Source organism: Stenotrophomonas sp. STM01 (assembly GCF_014852135.1).
GTDB classification, from domain to species: Bacteria; Pseudomonadota; Gammaproteobacteria; order Xanthomonadales; family Xanthomonadaceae; genus Stenotrophomonas; species Stenotrophomonas capsici.
In genome coordinates this window covers 62,018-77,198 of record NZ_JACVBA010000003.1, presented here as the reverse complement: position 1 = coordinate 77,198, position 15,181 = coordinate 62,018, and the positions used below count along the sequence as shown (strand labels likewise).

The window sequence follows — 15,181 nt, the reverse complement described above, 5'->3', positions numbered from 1 at the left end:
GCGCGGATCGAGCGATCCGCGCCTTTTTTTTGCACATCCCGGCAGCACGGAACCACGCACCGCCGCGGCGCCACCGGGAAGGCCCTGCCGGGCATGCCCCCGGCATTCCGCCCTGGCGTCATCCGGAAGGCCAAACGCGTCACACAGCACCGCTGTCCCGGCCGTTTCCGGACGCCCCACTGCATCCTGTAGCCCATTGATGAACATGGGGTTTTCAGATTTTTTTCAGCATGTAATCAGGCTGTAACAAAAACATCATTTCATAGCCGCATCCGCTGGCGCCGCCAGCCTTTCTCCCGCTATGGAGTGACGCATGAAGCTGCACACGACCGGCCTTGCCGCCCTTTCCCTGGCCATTGCCCTGGGCCTGTCGGCCTGCGGTGGCAACAACGGCAACCCCGCCGCTTCCAACCCGGAAAACGCTGCTGCCGGTGCCCCGGCCGCGGGTGACAAGGTTGCCGCCGAGATCTCCGGCGCAGGCGCCTCGTTCATCTTCCCGCTCGTGTCGAAGTGGTCGGCCGACTACAACACCGCCACCGGCGCCAAGATCAACTACCAGTCGATCGGCTCGGGCGGCGGTATCGCCCAGATCAAGGCCGGCACCGTCGACTTCGGTTCCTCCGACAAGCCGCTGTCCAGCGAAGAGCTGGCCCAGGCCGGCCTCGGCCAGTTCCCGTCGGCCATCGGCGGCGTGGTCCCGGTGGTCAACCTGGAAGGCATCCAGCCGGGCCAGCTGCGCCTGAGCGGCGCCCTGCTGGCGGACATCTTCCTGGGCAAGGTCACCCAGTGGAATGACAAGGCCATCGCCGATGCCAACCCGGGCGTGACCCTGCCCGACACCAAGATCACCCTGGTGCACCGCTCCGACGGTTCGGGCACCACCTTCAACTTCTCCAACTACCTGTCCAAGGTGAGCGGCGAGTGGAAGGACAAGGTCGGCGAAGGCACCTCGGTGCAGTGGCCGGACGGCGTGGGCGGCAAGGGCAACGAAGGCGTCGCCTCCTACGTGCAGCAGATCAAGGGCTCGCTGGGCTACGTCGAGCTGGCCTACGCGCTGCAGAACAACATGCCGTACGCGTCGATGCAGAACGCCGCCGGCAACTGGGTGCAGCCGACCGCCGAGACCTTCGCCGCCGCTGCCGCCAGCGCCGACTGGGCCAACGCCAAGGACTTCAACCTGGTCATCACCAACGCCCCGGGCGCCAATGCGTGGCCAATCACCGCCACCAACTTCATGCTGATGCACAAGCAGCCGAAGGACGCCAAGCGCAGTGCCGACACCCTGGCCTTCTTCAAGTGGGCCTTCGAGAACGGCCAGACCCAGGCCAACGAACTGCACTACGTGCCGCTGCCGGCGGAGCTGGTGACCCAGATCGAAAGCTACTGGGCCGCCGAGTTCAAGTAATCGAACCGCACGGGTGCGCCACGGGCGCACCCGTGCAGGTTGCATGCAGTACCCGCAGGACCGTTGTCGTTGTTGCTGTTGTCGTCATTCCCGCGAAGGCGGGAACCGCTCCTGCTTCCGGGGTTGCATCGGGGGTAAAGGCAGGAACGATCCCCGCCTTCGCGGGAATGACGAACGCCTCCGCTTCCACCGCCACTGCGCGGACAACGTTGCCACCGCTGTGTCCTTCCCGGAATACCGGGGACAGAACCAAAACCGCCTCCCCCTTGGGCCTACGCCGCTGCCATGAATGCCATCGCACCGTCCCTCGCTTCGCCCAGCTCGCGTGATGTGCGCGATGCCCGCAATGACCGGCTGTTCCGCTGGTTCCTGATCGCCACCGTCATCTTCGTGCTGGTCGCCCTGGCCAGCGCCGCGCTGTCCATGCTGTGGGGCGGCCGCCATGCCCTGCAGGAACAGGGCCTGAGCTTCTTCTACTCCGCCGACTGGAACCCGGTGGAGAACAAGTTCGGCGCGCTGGCGCCGATCTACGGCACCATCGTCACCGCGCTGATCGCCATGCTGATCGCCGTGCCGGTGAGCTTCGGCATCGCCTTCTTCCTGACCGAGGTGGCGCCGCGCTGGCTGCGCGGTCCGGTCGGCACCGCCATCGAACTGCTGGCCGGCATTCCGTCGATCATCTACGGCATGTGGGGCCTGTTCGTGCTGGTGCCGGTGATGACCGAGTACGTCACCCCGTTCCTCAACGAGAACCTCGGCGGCCTGCCGGTCATCGGCGCGTTGTTCCAGGGGCCGCCGCTGGGCATCGGCATGCTCACCGCCGGCTTCGTGCTGGCGATCATGGTGATCCCGTTCATCTCCTCGGTGATGCGCGAGGTGTTCCTCACCGTGCCGACCCGCCTGAAGGAGTCGGCCTACGCGCTGGGCTCGACCAAGTGGGAAGTGAGCTGGGACATCGTGCTGCCCTACACCCGCTCGGCGGTGATTGGCGGCGTGTTCCTCGGCCTGGGTCGCGCCCTGGGTGAAACCATGGCCGTGGCCTTCGTGATCGGCAACAGCGTGCGCCTGACCCCGTCGCTGCTGGAGCCGGGCACCACCATCGCCGCGCTGATCGCCAACGACTTCGGCGAAGCCACCGAAACCTACCGCTCGGCGCTGCTGCTGCTCGGCTTCGTGCTGTTCATCGTCACCTTCGTGGTGCTGGCCATCGCCCGACTGATGCTGCTGCGCCTGTCCCGCAAGGAGGGCAACTGATGTCCACCGCCGCTTCCCACAAGGCCGCCGACGCGCTGTACCTGCGTCGTCGCATCACCAACGGCCTGGCCCTGCTGCTGGCCTGCGCCACCGCGCTGTTCGGCCTGTTCTTCCTCGGCTGGATCCTGTGGACCCTGCTGTCCAAGGGCCTGCCGGGCATCAACCTCAACCTGTTCACCAAGATGACGCCGCCGCCGATGCAGGAAGGCGGCCTGCTCAACGCCTTCTTCGGCAGCGCGGTGATGTGCGCGCTGGCCATCGCCATCGGCACGCCGCTGGGCGTGGCCGCCGGCACCTGGCTGGCCGAGTACGGCAATGCGCGCAAGGCCGGCACGGTGGTGCGCTTCGTCAACGACATCCTGCTGTCGGCGCCGTCGATCGTGCTGGGCCTGTTCGTCTACACGCTGTACGTGATGCAGACCGGCGGCCAGTTCTCCGCCTTCGCCGGTGCCCTGTCGCTGGCCTTCATCGTGCTGCCGGTGGTCATCCGCACCACCGACGAAATGCTGCGGCTGGTACCGGTGCAGATGCGCGAAGCGGCGCTGGCGCTGGGCGTGCCGCAGTGGAAGGTGATCATGCAGGTGCTGTACCGCAGCGCCATGGCCGGCATCGTCACCGGCATCCTGCTGGCGCTGGCACGCATCTCCGGCGAGACCGCGCCGCTGCTGTTCACCGCCTTCGGCAACCAGTACTGGAACAGCAACGTGTTCCAGCCGATGGCCTCGGTGCCGGTGGTGATGAACCAGTTCGCCGGCAGCCCGTATGAATCCTGGCAGGTGCTGGCCTGGGCCGGCGCACTGGTCCTGACCGTGTTCGTGCTGCTGGTCAGCCTCTCCGCCCGCGGCCTGCTGCTGCGCAATCGAATTTCAAACGACTGATCCCATGGACCTTCCCATGAACGACCTCAACAACGCCGTGCCCATGCAGCGCATCAACGTGCCTGCCTCCAACCAGGAGCTGCACGCACCGGCGCCGGTGAAGCTGGCCGCACGTGGCCTGGACTTCTACTACGACAAGTTCCATGCGCTCAAGGGCATCAACCTGGAGATCCCTGAAAAGCGCGTGACCGCGCTGATCGGCCCGTCCGGGTGCGGCAAGTCCACCCTGCTGCGCATCTTCAACCGCATCTACGCGCTGTACCCCAAGCTGGAAGCGCGCGGCGAAGTGTTGCTGGACGGCGAGAACATCCTCTCGCCCAAGTACCCGATGAACCGCCTGCGCTCCAAGGTGGGCATGGTGTTCCAGAAGCCGGTGCCGTTCCCGATGACCATCTTCGAGAACGTGGCCTACGGCATCCGCCACCACGAGAAGCTGTCCAAGGCCGAGATGAACGTGCGCGTCGAGCAGGCGCTGCGCCAGGGCGCGCTGTGGGACGAGGTGAAGGACAAGCTCAACCAGAGCGCGCTGGGACTGTCCGGCGGCCAGCAGCAGCGCCTGTGCATCGCCCGCGCCGTGGCCCTGCGCCCGGACGTGCTGCTGCTCGACGAACCGACCTCGGCGCTGGACCCGATCTCCACCAGCCGCATCGAGCAGCTGGTCGAGGAACTGAAGAACGACTACACCATCGCCATCGTCACCCACAACATGCAACAGGCCGCGCGCGTGTCCGACTACACCGCCTTCATGTACCTGGGTGACCTGATCGAGCATGACCGCACCGAGGTCATCTTCTCCAACCCGTCCAAGCAGCAGACCGAAGACTACATCACCGGTCGGTTCGGCTGAGCCCGGGCAATGGGGAGCCGGCAGGCGGGAGCCCAGTCCTCCCGCCCCCTGCCCCACCGGACTTCAACGCCCTGCCTCCCCATTCCTGTTTCCCCTTTTCCGGCTGACGCCCATGAACAACCCCAACGACCACATCGTGAAGAGCTACGACGAAGAACAGCAGCGCCTGGTAACCGAGATCGTGCGCATGGGCGAGATGTCCGTCGCGCAGCTGGAAGCGGCGCTGGACGTGATCGAACGCCGCGACGAGAAGGCCGCCCAGCGCATCGTCGCCAACGACGAGGCCATCGACCAGCTCGAACAGCAGATCAGCCATGACGTCATGCGCCTGGCGCTGCGCGGCCCGATGGCGCGCGACCTGCGCGAGATCCTGGCCGGCCTGCGCATCCCGGCCGACATCGAACGCATCGGCGACTACGCCGCCAACGTTGCCAAGCGCTCGATCGCGCTGGTGTCGGTGCCGCCGATGCCGCAGATCCAGGGCGTGCGCGCACTGGGCCGCCTGGCCGCCCAGCAGGTCCGCGCCGCGCTGGTGGCCTACCGCGACAACGATGCCGAAGCGGCGTTGAAGCTGCGCGAGGAAGACGCCCGCCTGGACGCGCAGTACACCGCGCTGTTCCGCGAACTGCTGACCTACATGATGGAAGACCCGCGCAACATCACCCCATGCACGCACCTGCTGTTCATGGCCAAGAATCTGGAGCGCATCGGCGACCACGCCACCAACATCGCCGAGAACGTCTGGTTCCTCGTGCACGGCGAACAGCCGCTGCCGCCGCGCGAGAAGCGCGACGAAACCAGCACGGTCGACCACGCCTGAGCCTGGCAACGGCCCGTCGGATCCTCGTCCCGGCGGGCCGTTACATGCCGATACAAAGCGATACCGCGGCGGCGGGAAATTTAATTACGCGTTCATGGATTTTTTCCTAGCGTGGTGTTGCACGCGGCATCCCCGCCACGTCCCCCAGGAAACCACCATGAAGCGCATCTTCGCCACCGCCCTGTCCCTGTCCCTGCTGGCCTCGGCCAGTGCCTTCGCCGGCCCCGCGCAGGACCGCGACCGCCACGACCCGCCGGCACCGTCGCATGCGCAACAGCACCCGGCAGCCGCGTCGTCCAATGGCGCCCGCCATGCCGCCCCGCAGTCGGCCCATCACGCCCCCCGCAAGGGCGAGCGGCTGTCCCAGCACCAGCGTGGAACACGCGTGGCCGACTACGCTCACCATGGCCTGCGCAAGCCCGGAAGGGGCAATGAGTGGCGCCGGATCGACGATCGCTACGTGTTGATCGCCATCGCCACCGGCCTGGTCGTGGACATCGCCAGCGGTCGCTGAACACCGCCCGTACCGCAACCCCGACAGGCCCGAACCGGGCCTGTCGACACATGCGCTACCCGCACGCCCGCCACCGCGCTTGCTAAGCTCCAGCCTCCCCCGCACACCTCTGACACTGGAGCACCACCGCATGGCCATCGATCTCCGCAAGCCTGCTTCCCTCGCCTTGGGTGTCGCGTTGCTCGGGGGCAGCGCCGCCCCGGCCTTCGCCATGACCGACCTGGCCCAGGGCTACGCACTGGCCGCCACCGGCCAGACGCCGCCGGCCGAACAGAAGCCGGCCACGCCGCCGCCGACCGGCACCACCGAGGCACCGGCCAAGCATGCCGAGGGCAAGTGCGGCGAAGGCAAGTGTGGCAGCAGCCACGCCGGCGCCGCTGCGACCGCCACCCCGGCACCGGCCGCTGCCCCCGCACCGGCCAAGGCCAGTGACGACAAGGCCGCCGACAGCGCCAAGACCCACGCCGAAGGCAAGTGTGGCGAGGGCAAGTGTGGCGGCAACCACTGACCGCCTCCCCGGCAACCTGCGCGCGCCGGCAGCGGCCAGCGCAGGACTGGGCCTGCGGCGGTCACTGCTGGATGCACTGGCCGCCGCGCCGGCAGGCGCGTTCGATTTCCTCGAATGCGCCCCGGACAACTGGGTGGGCGTCGGCGGCCGGCTGGGCGAGGTACTGGCCGAGCTGTCGCGGCGTCACCCCCTGACCTGCCATGGGCTGTCCCTGTCGCTCGGCGGCCCAAGCCCGCTGGACGTGGCATTCCTGCAGCGCACCCGTCGCTTCCTCGACCAGCATCAGGTCGCGCTGTACAGCGAACACCTGAGCTGGTGCAGCGACGACGGCCACCTGTACGAGCTGCTGCCACTGCCGTTCACCGCCGAGGCCGTGCGCCACGTGGCGGCCCGCATCCGCCAGGCGCAGGACATCCTGGGCCGCCGCATCGCCGTGGAGAACGCCTCCTACTACGCCGTGCCGGCCGCCGACATGGACGAAGCCGGCTTCATCAACGCCGTGCTGGAGGAGGCCGACTGCGACCTGCTGCTGGACGTCAACAACGTCTACGTCAACGCCATCAACCATGGCTACGACGCGCACGCCTTCCTCGCCCGCCTGCCGTCGGCACGCATCGCCAGCTATCACGTTGCCGGCCACCATGACGAAGCCGACGACCTGAAGATCGACACCCACGGCATGCCGGTCAAGCACGATGTCTGGCAGTTGCTGGCGGCCAGCCATGCCCTGCACGGGGTCCGCCCGACGCTGCTGGAGCGTGATTTCAATTTCCCGCCCCTGCCCGAGCTGCTCGACGAGCTGCAGGTCATCCGCCGGTTGCAGCAGGCCGCCGCGACGGAGCACGCGCATGGCTGAAACCTTGGCGCAACTGCAGCAGCGCTTCGCCGCCCACCTGCGCGACCCGGAGCGGCAGCCGGCGCCCGATGCCATCGCCGGGCGTCGCATGCAGGTGTATCGCGAACTGTATTTCAACAACCTGCAATCGTTGCTGGCGGCCAACTTCCCGGTCATCCGCCGCACCCTGGACGATGCCGAGTGGTTGTCGCTGGTCCGCGCCTTCTGTCGCGACCATCGCGCCCACACGCCCTTGTTCACCGAGATCGCGCAGGAGTTCATCCTGTTCCTCGACCAGCGGCCAGCGGACCCGCGCTACCCCTGGCTGCTGGAACTGGCCCACTACGAGTGGATCGAACTGGCCCTGCAGATCAGCGACGCCGCCCTGCCCGCCCACGACCCGCAGGGCGACCTGCTGGACGCCGCGCCGTTGTGCTCCCCCTGGTGCCGGGCCCTGGCCTACCAATGGCCGGTGCATCGCATTGGCCCAGCGTGGCAACCGACGCAGCCCCCGGCCGAGCCGACCCTGCTGCTGGCACGGCGCAGCATCGATGGCAGCGTGGCGTTCTCCACCGTCTCGCCGCTGCTGTTCCGCCTGCTGGAGCGGCTGGAGCAGTTCCCCGGACACAGCGGCCGCGCGCATCTGCAGGCGCTGGCCGAGGAAGCCGGCGTCGTCGCCGACCCCGCCTTCCTCGCCAATGGCGCTGCGATGCTGCAGCAGCTGCGCGAGCGCGCCTGCATCCTGGGCACCGCCCGGTAGGCGCGCCTGCAGGCGCGAAACCCGCCTATCACCGGCCGTTCTTACGCGCTCTGCTACCCTATTGCGATGAACGAACACGTTGAATCGCCCGTCCCGCGCCCCGTTTTCACGCCCATGGCGCAACGCTTCCGTGGCTTCCTGCCGGTGGTTGTGGACGTGGAGACCGGTGGCTTTGACTGCAACCGGCATGCACTGCTGGAGATCGCCGCGGTACCGGTGGAGATGGACGAAAACGGCCTGCTGTATCCCGGGCAGACTGCCAGCGCCCACGTCATCCCGGCCGAAGGCACCGAAATCGACCCCAAGTCGCTGGAAATCACCGGCATCGTGCTGGACCACCCGTTCCGCCTGGCCAAGCCCGAACGCGACGCGCTGGAGCATGTGTTCGCCCCGGTGCGCGCGGCCATGAAGAAGTACAACTGCCAGCGCGCGATCCTGGTCGGCCACAACGCCCATTTCGACCTGGGATTCATCAACGCCACCGTGGCCCGCAGCGGCCACAAGCGCAATCCGTTCCATCCCTTCAGCGTGTTCGACACGGTGACCCTGGCCGGCATGGCCTACGGCCAGACCGTGCTGGCCCGCGCGGTGCAGGCGGCCGGCTTCGAATGGGATGCCAACGAGGCGCACAGCGCTGTCTACGACACCGAACAAACCGCACGGCTGTTCTGCAAGATCGTCAACGCCTGGCCCACCCCGCTGGGCCGCTGAGCGGCCCGCCGCTATCGTGGCTCAGGCCGCGCAGGTGCGTGCGCGCCCGTCCTGCTTGGCCTGCGCCAAGGCGTTCTTGGCACGCTGGTAGAACAGCACCGGGGCCTGGTCGGCATCGCCCATCTGCACCGCGCCGGCACTGAAGGTCACGGCAATCTCGCCTTCACCGCGGCCACCCCATTCGCCGTACTGGCCAAACAGGCGCTGCAGGCGCTGGCAGACCATCTCGGCATCGGCCAGGGTGGTGTCGCCCAGCAGGATCGCGAACTCCTTGTTGCCCAGCCGCGCCGGCATGTCCGAGGCACGCAGGCTGCGCCGCAGCAGTTCGCCCACCTCGCACAGCACCAGGTCACCGACGGCACGCGACCAGGCCGCGTTGATCTGCTTGAGGTGGTCGATGCTCAGCACCACCAGGCACAACGGTCGTTCGCTGCGGCGCGAGGCGGCCATCTGCCGCGACAGCGCATCATCGAAGGCACGCCGGTTGGGCAGGCCGCTGAGGTCGTCCTCGTGCGCCAGCCGCGCGAACGACTCGGCCTGCTGCTGCATCTGCAGCTCCAGCTCAGCCACGGCCTGCTCGGCCGCGGCCAGCCGCTCGGCGGCCTGGCGCCCGTCGCGGGCCTGCCGTTCGGCATCCTGCATCAACCTGGCCAGTTGCATGCGCTGCTGGCCAAGCCGGTAACCGCACCACAGCAGTGCCGCCATCAGCAGCGCGCCGACGCCGGCCAGCACCGGTACCGTGGCCACCGCCAACGGCGGTGCCGGCGGCGCGCCAGCCGCCTGCGCGAACAGCGGCAACGCCAGCAAGGCCGGCGCCGCCAACACGGCCTTCCGGCGCTGTCTGCGCGTGCGCTTGCCACACCTGTCAACCGCCCCCGGCGTACCTGCCAGAACCGTATCCCTTGCCATCGATCTGCATCCCCGGATAGTGCGGCGATACTAGCAAAGACACCGGCCCCGCCAGGCGACCTCCTTCACAGCCCGGCGCTGCAGATGCCCGCCCCGCTCAACCGCGCTGACCGGTCTCCCACTGCGGCTGCTCCCACCGCACCACCGCCTCCAGGCCGCCTTCAGGGTGGTTGCGCAGCACCAGCGTGGCACCGTCCTTCTCGGCCAGCGCGCGGGCGATGGTCAGGCCCAGCCCGGCACCGCCGGTCTCGCGCGAACGCGAGGTCTCCAGGCGCAGGAACGGCGTGAACACCGCCTCCAACTCGTCCCTGGCCAGGCCGGGCCCATGGTCACGGATCACCACCTGCACCGCATCGCCCTGCCGGCTCGCATGCACCTGCACGCCACGCCCGTACTTGACCGCGTTGTCGACCAGGTTGGAGAACAGCCGGCGCATGGCCAGCGGGCGCAGCATCAGCACGGCACCGCAGCTCTGCTCCAGCGTGGCGTCATGGCCAGCCTCGGCGGCATCCTCGACCACGCTCTCCAGCAACGAATCCAGGTCCAGCGCGGCGCGCTGCTCGGCGCTTTCGGCGCTGCGTGCCAGCTCCAGGCCCTCGCGGATCAGCGCCTGCATCGCGGCCAGGTCGCCGATCAGGCGCTCACGCAGTTGTTCGTCGGCGACGTTCTCCAGGCGCAACCGCAACCGGGTCACCGGTGTCTGCAGGTCGTGCGTGATCGCCGCCAGCATCTGCGTGCGTTCGCCGAGGTGGCGCTGCAGCCGCTTCTGCATGGCATTGAAGGCTTCGGCGGCACGCCGCACTTCCAGTGGCCCGCTCACCGGCAACGGATCGCGTTGCAGGTCCTGCCCCAGTCCGGCGGCGTGCGCGGCCAGGCGTTCCAGCGGGGTACTGGCCATGCGCGCGACCACGTAGGCCAGCACCGCGATGGCCAGCCCCAGCAACGACAGGAACCACGGATCGAACGCCGCCGCGGGGCTGCGCGCGATGGCCGGGTACTCCAGCGCCAGCCGCACCGGGGTGCCGTCGCTCAGCTTCAGTTCGACCAGGCGACAGCGCGGCGGCGTGAACGCCGGGTCATGCACATGGCGACGGCGCTCGCCCTCCCGGCGCCCCTGCGGCGGGGCCGGTGGCCGCATGAACTGCGGCAGCGGCACCATGCAGGCGCGGAAGCTGGTGGCCCGCACCTGCGCACCGGCCACCACGCCACCGCGCTGCGCCAGGGTCTCCATCAGCGCCGTGTCCGGCGCGCCGGTACGGAACGTGTCCTTGACCACCCGCACGCTCGGCCCGCCCACCGCCAGCAGGCGGGCGCGCAGCTCCGGGTTGCCATCGAGCAGGTTGACGAAGCCCTGCAGGCGGTCGGCGATGCGCGCCAGGTTCTGCCGTTCGAACTCCTGCTGGCGGCGGGACTCGGCCAGCAGCGTGGCACCGATCGCCGCGACCATCATGCCGACCATCAGGATCACGAACAGGCGTCCCGTCATCGAGGACAGGAACCGGCGCAGGCGCTTCATTCCAGCGTCACCGCGCTGGCGAACACGTAACCCTCGTTGCGCACCGTCTTGACCAGGCCATCGCTGCCGCCGGCATCGCCCAGCTTCTGGCGCAGGCGACTGACCTGCAGGTCGATCGCGCGATCCTGCGACTCGTAGTTGCGGCCGGTGCTCAAGGCCACCAGCTGCTCGCGCGAGAGCACCTTGTTGGCATGCGCGACGAACACCCGCAGCAGCCGGAACTCGGCGCCGGACAGCATCACCACGCGCCCGGCCGGGTCGACCAGGTGGCGATGCTCCAGGTCGAACACCCAGCTGGAAAATCCCGCCCGGCGCATCGCCAGCGGCTCCAGGTTGGCCGGCAGCGCCTCGGTCCGCCGCAGCACGTTGCGGATGCGCGCCAGCAGCTCACGCGGCTCGAACGGCTTGGCCAGGTAATCGTCGGCCCCCATCTCCAGGCCCAGCACGCGGTCGATCGGCTCGCTGCGCGCGGTCAGCATGATCACCGGCGTGGCCGAGCGCGCGCGGATCTCGCGGCACAACGCCAGCCCGTCCTCGCGCGGCAGGTTCAGGTCGAGCACGATCAGGTCGATGTGCTCGCGCGCCAGCACCTGGCGCATCTGGCCGCCATCGCCGGCCGTGCTCACGGTGTAACCGGCCCGTCCCAGCTGTTCGGCCAGCAGGCTGCGGATGTCGCTGTCGTCGTCTACCACCAGGAGGCGGTGCATGGTCTGTACTTCCGTCATGGCGCCATGATCCATGCTAGCGGATCAACGTGCGCAGGCGCGCCTGTATCGGCATGTATCGATCGTCGCGGCCGATACACACCGTTACACAGCGTGCCGGACCGGACACAGAACGATACAACCCGTGCATTGAGGCGGCATCTTCCGCTGGCGACACTGGCACTGTCGCCGCGCCCTGCGGCCCGCCATGAGTGTCCGATCATCGTGAAGCTGCTGCCCTCCTCCCGCCGCAACCGCCTGCTGCTTGCCGCCGCCATCATTGTCCTGGCCGGCGCGGCCGCCGCCTGGGCGTTGCGCAAGCCCGCCGCGCCGTCAGTGGCCACCTCGCCCGTCACCCGCGGCGACCTGGAGCAGACGGTCGATGCCACCGGCGTGATCGATGCCTACAAGCTGGTCAGCGTCGGTGCGCAGGTGTCCGGCCAGATCAAGTCGCTGAAGGTGCAGCTGGGTGACGTGGTCAAGCAGGGCGACCTGATCGCCGAGATCGACTCGGTCACCCAGCAGAACAGCCTGAGGAACGCACAGGCCGCGCTGGAGAACATCCGCGCCCAGCGTGCGGTGCAGACCGCCTCGCTAAAGGAATCAGAGCTGGCCTTCGCCCGCCAGAAGGAAATGCTGGCCGCCGAGGCCACTTCGCGCGCCGACTACGAGGCCGCCGAGGCCAACCTCGCCAGCACCCGTGCGCAGATCCGCGCGCTGGACGCGCAGATCATGCAACGCGAAACCGAACTGAGCACCGCCCAGGCCAACCTGGGCTATACCCGCATCATCGCGCCGATCGACGGCACCGTGGTGGCGGTGGTCGCCGAGGAAGGCCGCACCGTCAACGCCAACCAGTCCGCGCCGACCATCGTCAAGCTGGCCCGCCTGGACCTGGTCACGGTCAATGCCGAGATCTCCGAGGCCGACGTGGTCAAGGTCAAGCCGGACATGCCGGTGTACTTCACCATCCTCGGCAAGCCCGACCACAAGTACGAGGCCAGGCTGCGCACGGTCAATCCGGCGCCTGCCTCGATCAGTACCGACAGCACCACCTCCAGCAGTTCGTCCTCCTCCAGTTCCAGCACGGCGGTGTACTACAACGCGTTGTTCGACGTGGAGAACCCGGACGGCACGCTGCGCATCGACATGACCGCGCAGGTTTCAGTACTGCTGGCGCAGGCCAGCGATGCGCTGCTGATCCCCACCGTCGCACTCGGCCCCAAGGTGCCCGAAGGCGGCCCGGCAGGCACGGGCGCGCAGCGCGAGCCGCGCAGCCTCGGCGAGGCCCAGCGCCAGCAACGCCAGGCGCGGGCGCGGCCGGATGCCGCCGCACCGGCCAACAGCAACAGCTACATCGTGCGGGTGCTTGGCAAGGACGGCCAGCCGGCACCACGCCGCATCAAGGTCGGCCTGAACAACGGCTCCAGCGTGCAGGTGCTCGAAGGGCTGGAAGAAGGCGAGCAGGTGGTGGTGGGCGAAGTCACCGATGCCGAGAAGGCCAGCGCACGTGGCAATACCCGGGGACCGATGAGTCCGATGATGGGCGGGCCGCGTCGATGAGCCAGCCGCTGCTGCAGCTGCGCGAGCTGCGTCGCGAGTTCCCGGCCGGCGAGGAAACCATCGCCGTGCTCAAGGACGTCAACCTGGACATCCATGCCGGCGAGATGGTCGCCATCGTCGGCCAGTCCGGCTCGGGCAAGTCCACGCTGATGAACATCCTCGGCTGCCTGGACCGTCCCACCGTGGGCTCGTACAGGGTCGCCGGGCGCGAGACCGGCCGCATGCAACCGGACGAACTGGCGCAGCTGCGCCGCGAGCACTTCGGCTTCATCTTCCAGCGTTACCACCTGCTCGGCGACCTGGACGCACGCGGCAACGTCGAGGTGCCCGCCATCTACGCCGGTACGCCGGCGCAGGCCCGTCGCAGTCGCGCCGAGGCACTGCTGGCACGGCTGGGCCTGTCCGACCGCATGGGCCACACACCGGGCCAGTTGTCCGGTGGCCAGCAGCAACGCGTGTCGATCGCGCGTGCACTGATGAACGGCGGCGAGGTGATCCTGGCCGACGAGCCCACCGGTGCGCTGGACAGCGCCTCCGGCGAGGAGGTGATGAAGATCCTCGGCGAGCTGCATGCCGAGGGCCACACCATCATCATCGTCACCCACGACATGCATGTGGCCGAGCACGCCCAGCGCATCATCGAGATCCGCGACGGTGTGATCATCGACGACCGCCGCAACGACGCCGCGCCACGGTTCCCGGCCCAGCAGCGCGCCACGCCGGTGAAGACCGGCGGCAGCGCCTTCCAGGCCGCGCGCGACCGCTTCCTGGAAGCCTTCCGCATGGCCTTGCTGGCCATGAACGCGCACCGCCTGCGCACCTTCCTGACCATGCTGGGCATCATCATCGGCATCGCCTCGGTGGTTTCGGTGGTGGCGATGGGCAATGGCTCGCAGCAGGAGATCCTGAAGAACATCTCGGCGCTGGGCACCAATACCATCGACGTCTACCCCGGCAAGGGCTTCGGCGACATGCGATCGGCGCGGGTGCAGACCCTCAAGTCCAGCGACGCCGACGTCCTGGCCCGGCAGAGCTACATCGACAGCGCCACGCCCAGCGTCTCCAGCTCGGTCACCGCCCGCGTCGGCAACAAGGCGGCCTCGGCGCAGGTCAGCGGCATCGGCGAGCAGTACTTCCGGGTCAAGGGCATGACGCTGGTGTCCGGGCGCTACTTCGATGAAAGCGAGGTCAAGGGCCTGGCGCAGGTGGTGGTGATCGACGAGAACACCCGCACCCAGCTGTTCGGCAGCGACGACCCGCTGGGCAAGGTGGTGTTGCTGGGCAACGTGCCGGCACGCGTGATCGGCATCGCCAAGCGCCAGTCGATGGGCTTCGGCGGCAGCACCAACCTGAGCGTGTGGGTGCCCTACACCACGGTGATGGCGCGCATGCTCGGGCAAAGCTACCTGAGCAGCATCACGCTGCGGGTCAAGGACGACACCCCGATGGATGCGGCGCAATCGGCCATCACCCGGCTGTTGACCCTGCGCCACGGAACCGAGGACTTCTTCCTCAGCAACACCGCCGAGATCCGCGAGACCATCGCGTCCACGACCCGGACCATGACGCTGCTGATCGGCGCCATCGCCGCCATCGCACTGGTGGTGGGCGGCATCGGCGTGATGAACATCATGCTGGTGTCGGTGACCGAGCGTACCCGCGAGATCGGCGTGCGCATGGCCGTGGGCGCGCGCCAGAGCGACATCCGCCAACAGTTCCTGATCGAGGCGGTGCTGGTGTGCCTGCTCGGCGGCATCCTCGGCATCGTGCTGGCGCTGGCCATCGGCTGGGCGTTCCGCACCTTCGGCGCCAGCTTCACCCTGCTGTTCTCCACCGGCTCGATCGTCGCCGCCTTCGCCTGCTCGACCCTGATCGGCGTGGCGTTCGGTTTCCTGCCGGCCCGCAATGCCGCCCAGCTGGACCCGGTGGAGGCATTGGCCCGCGAATGAAGATGACC

The 15,181-nt window shown here is 68.4% G+C and carries 15 protein-coding genes; 12 read left to right on the top strand and 3 right to left on the bottom strand.

Going from position 1 to position 15,181, the window contains the following annotated elements:
- Window positions 1-313 precede the first annotated feature (313 nt).
- The 10 genes from pstS to rnt all read left to right on the top strand — a co-directional run bounded on the left by pstS (window position 314) and on the right by rnt (window position 8,532).
- Window positions 314-1,405 (top strand): phosphate ABC transporter substrate-binding protein PstS, encoded by a 1,092-nt coding sequence (gene pstS, locus IB227_RS14540; protein ID WP_192288004.1) that lies wholly within the window; start codon window positions 314-316, stop codon window positions 1,403-1,405.
- 285 nt (window positions 1,406-1,690) lie between these two features.
- Window positions 1,691-2,659 (top strand): phosphate ABC transporter permease subunit PstC, encoded by a 969-nt coding sequence (gene pstC / locus IB227_RS14535; RefSeq protein WP_132862640.1) that lies wholly within the window; start codon window positions 1,691-1,693, stop codon window positions 2,657-2,659.
- On the top strand, window positions 2,659-3,537 hold the full coding sequence (gene pstA / locus IB227_RS14530) for a phosphate ABC transporter permease PstA (RefSeq protein ID WP_192288003.1): 879 nt from the start codon (window positions 2,659-2,661) through the stop codon (window positions 3,535-3,537). The genes pstC and pstA overlap by 1 nt, the downstream gene beginning before the upstream one ends.
- Window positions 3,538-3,553: 16 nt before the next feature.
- On the top strand, window positions 3,554-4,384 hold the full coding sequence (gene pstB / locus IB227_RS14525) for a phosphate ABC transporter ATP-binding protein PstB (RefSeq protein WP_132862638.1): 831 nt from the start codon (window positions 3,554-3,556) through the stop codon (window positions 4,382-4,384).
- Window positions 4,385-4,496: 112 nt separating this feature from the next.
- Window positions 4,497-5,204 (top strand): phosphate signaling complex protein PhoU, encoded by a 708-nt coding sequence (phoU, locus tag IB227_RS14520; RefSeq protein WP_132862637.1) that lies wholly within the window; start codon window positions 4,497-4,499, stop codon window positions 5,202-5,204.
- Window positions 5,205-5,361: 157 nt separating this feature from the next.
- Window positions 5,362-5,718 (top strand): RcnB family protein, encoded by a 357-nt coding sequence (locus IB227_RS14515; RefSeq protein WP_192288002.1) that lies wholly within the window; start codon window positions 5,362-5,364, stop codon window positions 5,716-5,718.
- A 130-nt stretch (window positions 5,719-5,848) separates the two neighbouring features.
- Window positions 5,849-6,226, top strand: a complete 378-nt coding sequence (locus IB227_RS18530) for a hypothetical protein (protein ID WP_225591890.1) — start codon at window positions 5,849-5,851, stop codon at window positions 6,224-6,226.
- Complete coding sequence (locus IB227_RS14510) at window positions 6,210-7,082, top strand: DUF692 domain-containing protein (protein WP_313251447.1); 873 nt, start codon at window positions 6,210-6,212, stop codon at window positions 7,080-7,082. Before IB227_RS18530 ends, IB227_RS14510 begins: the two co-directional genes overlap by 17 nt.
- Window positions 7,075-7,821 carry a putative DNA-binding domain-containing protein gene (locus tag IB227_RS14505; protein ID WP_192288000.1) on the top strand — a complete coding sequence of 249 codons (747 nt, stop codon included), beginning with the start codon at window positions 7,075-7,077 and terminating at the stop codon, window positions 7,819-7,821. Before IB227_RS14510 ends, IB227_RS14505 begins: the two co-directional genes overlap by 8 nt.
- 66 nt (window positions 7,822-7,887) lie before the next feature.
- Entirely contained in the window at window positions 7,888-8,532 is a 645-nt protein-coding gene (rnt, locus tag IB227_RS14500; protein WP_132862633.1) for a ribonuclease T, read from the top strand.
- Window positions 8,533-8,553: 21 nt separating this feature from the next.
- On the opposite strand, the gene IB227_RS14495 is transcribed toward rnt, so the two are convergent.
- The 3 genes from IB227_RS14495 to IB227_RS14485 all read right to left on the bottom strand — a co-directional run bounded on the left by IB227_RS14495 (window position 8,554) and on the right by IB227_RS14485 (window position 11,664).
- Window positions 8,554-9,357, bottom strand: a complete 804-nt coding sequence (locus IB227_RS14495; protein WP_192287999.1) for a GGDEF domain-containing protein — start codon at window positions 9,355-9,357, stop codon at window positions 8,554-8,556.
- Between the two features lie 181 nt (window positions 9,358-9,538).
- Window positions 9,539-10,957, bottom strand: coding sequence for an ATP-binding protein (locus IB227_RS14490; RefSeq protein WP_192287998.1), 1,419 nt, complete (start codon window positions 10,955-10,957; stop codon window positions 9,539-9,541).
- The gene (locus IB227_RS14485; protein WP_192287997.1) at window positions 10,954-11,664 is read right to left on the bottom strand and encodes a response regulator transcription factor; all 711 of its coding nucleotides are present in this window, start codon (window positions 11,662-11,664) and stop codon (window positions 10,954-10,956) included. Before IB227_RS14485 ends, IB227_RS14490 begins: the two co-directional genes overlap by 4 nt.
- 216 nt (window positions 11,665-11,880) lie before the next feature.
- On the opposite strand from IB227_RS14485, the gene IB227_RS14480 reads away from it, so the two are divergent.
- A complete protein-coding gene (locus tag IB227_RS14480; protein ID WP_192288196.1) occupies window positions 11,881-13,224 on the top strand; it encodes an efflux RND transporter periplasmic adaptor subunit in 1,344 nt (447 codons plus the stop codon).
- On the top strand, window positions 13,221-15,173 hold the full coding sequence (locus tag IB227_RS14475) for a MacB family efflux pump subunit (RefSeq protein WP_192287996.1): 1,953 nt from the start codon (window positions 13,221-13,223) through the stop codon (window positions 15,171-15,173). The genes IB227_RS14480 and IB227_RS14475 overlap by 4 nt, the downstream gene beginning before the upstream one ends.
- Window positions 15,174-15,181: the final 8 nt, after the last annotated feature.

What these genes read in the sequence shown, in the direction of transcription:
- pstS (WP_192288004.1), top strand. Translation starts at nt 314, where the DNA reads ATGAAGCTGCACACGACCGGCCTTGCCGCCCTTTCCCTGGCCATTGCC.
- pstC (WP_132862640.1), top strand. Translation starts at nt 1,691, where the DNA reads ATGAATGCCATCGCACCGTCCCTCGCTTCGCCCAGCTCGCGTGATGTG.
- pstA (WP_192288003.1), top strand. Translation starts at nt 2,659, where the DNA reads ATGTCCACCGCCGCTTCCCACAAGGCCGCCGACGCGCTGTACCTGCGT.
- pstB (WP_132862638.1), top strand. Translation starts at nt 3,554, where the DNA reads ATGAACGACCTCAACAACGCCGTGCCCATGCAGCGCATCAACGTGCCT.
- phoU (WP_132862637.1), top strand. Translation starts at nt 4,497, where the DNA reads ATGAACAACCCCAACGACCACATCGTGAAGAGCTACGACGAAGAACAG.
- IB227_RS14515 (WP_192288002.1), top strand. Translation starts at nt 5,362, where the DNA reads ATGAAGCGCATCTTCGCCACCGCCCTGTCCCTGTCCCTGCTGGCCTCG.
- IB227_RS18530 (WP_225591890.1), top strand. Translation starts at nt 5,849, where the DNA reads ATGGCCATCGATCTCCGCAAGCCTGCTTCCCTCGCCTTGGGTGTCGCG.
- IB227_RS14505 (WP_192288000.1), top strand. Translation starts at nt 7,075, where the DNA reads ATGGCTGAAACCTTGGCGCAACTGCAGCAGCGCTTCGCCGCCCACCTG.
- rnt (WP_132862633.1), top strand. Translation starts at nt 7,888, where the DNA reads ATGAACGAACACGTTGAATCGCCCGTCCCGCGCCCCGTTTTCACGCCC.
- IB227_RS14490 (WP_192287998.1), bottom strand. Translation starts at nt 10,957, where the DNA reads ATGAAGCGCCTGCGCCGGTTCCTGTCCTCGATGACGGGACGCCTGTTC.
- IB227_RS14485 (WP_192287997.1), bottom strand. Translation starts at nt 11,664, where the DNA reads ATGCACCGCCTCCTGGTGGTAGACGACGACAGCGACATCCGCAGCCTG.
- IB227_RS14475 (WP_192287996.1), top strand. Translation starts at nt 13,221, where the DNA reads ATGAGCCAGCCGCTGCTGCAGCTGCGCGAGCTGCGTCGCGAGTTCCCG.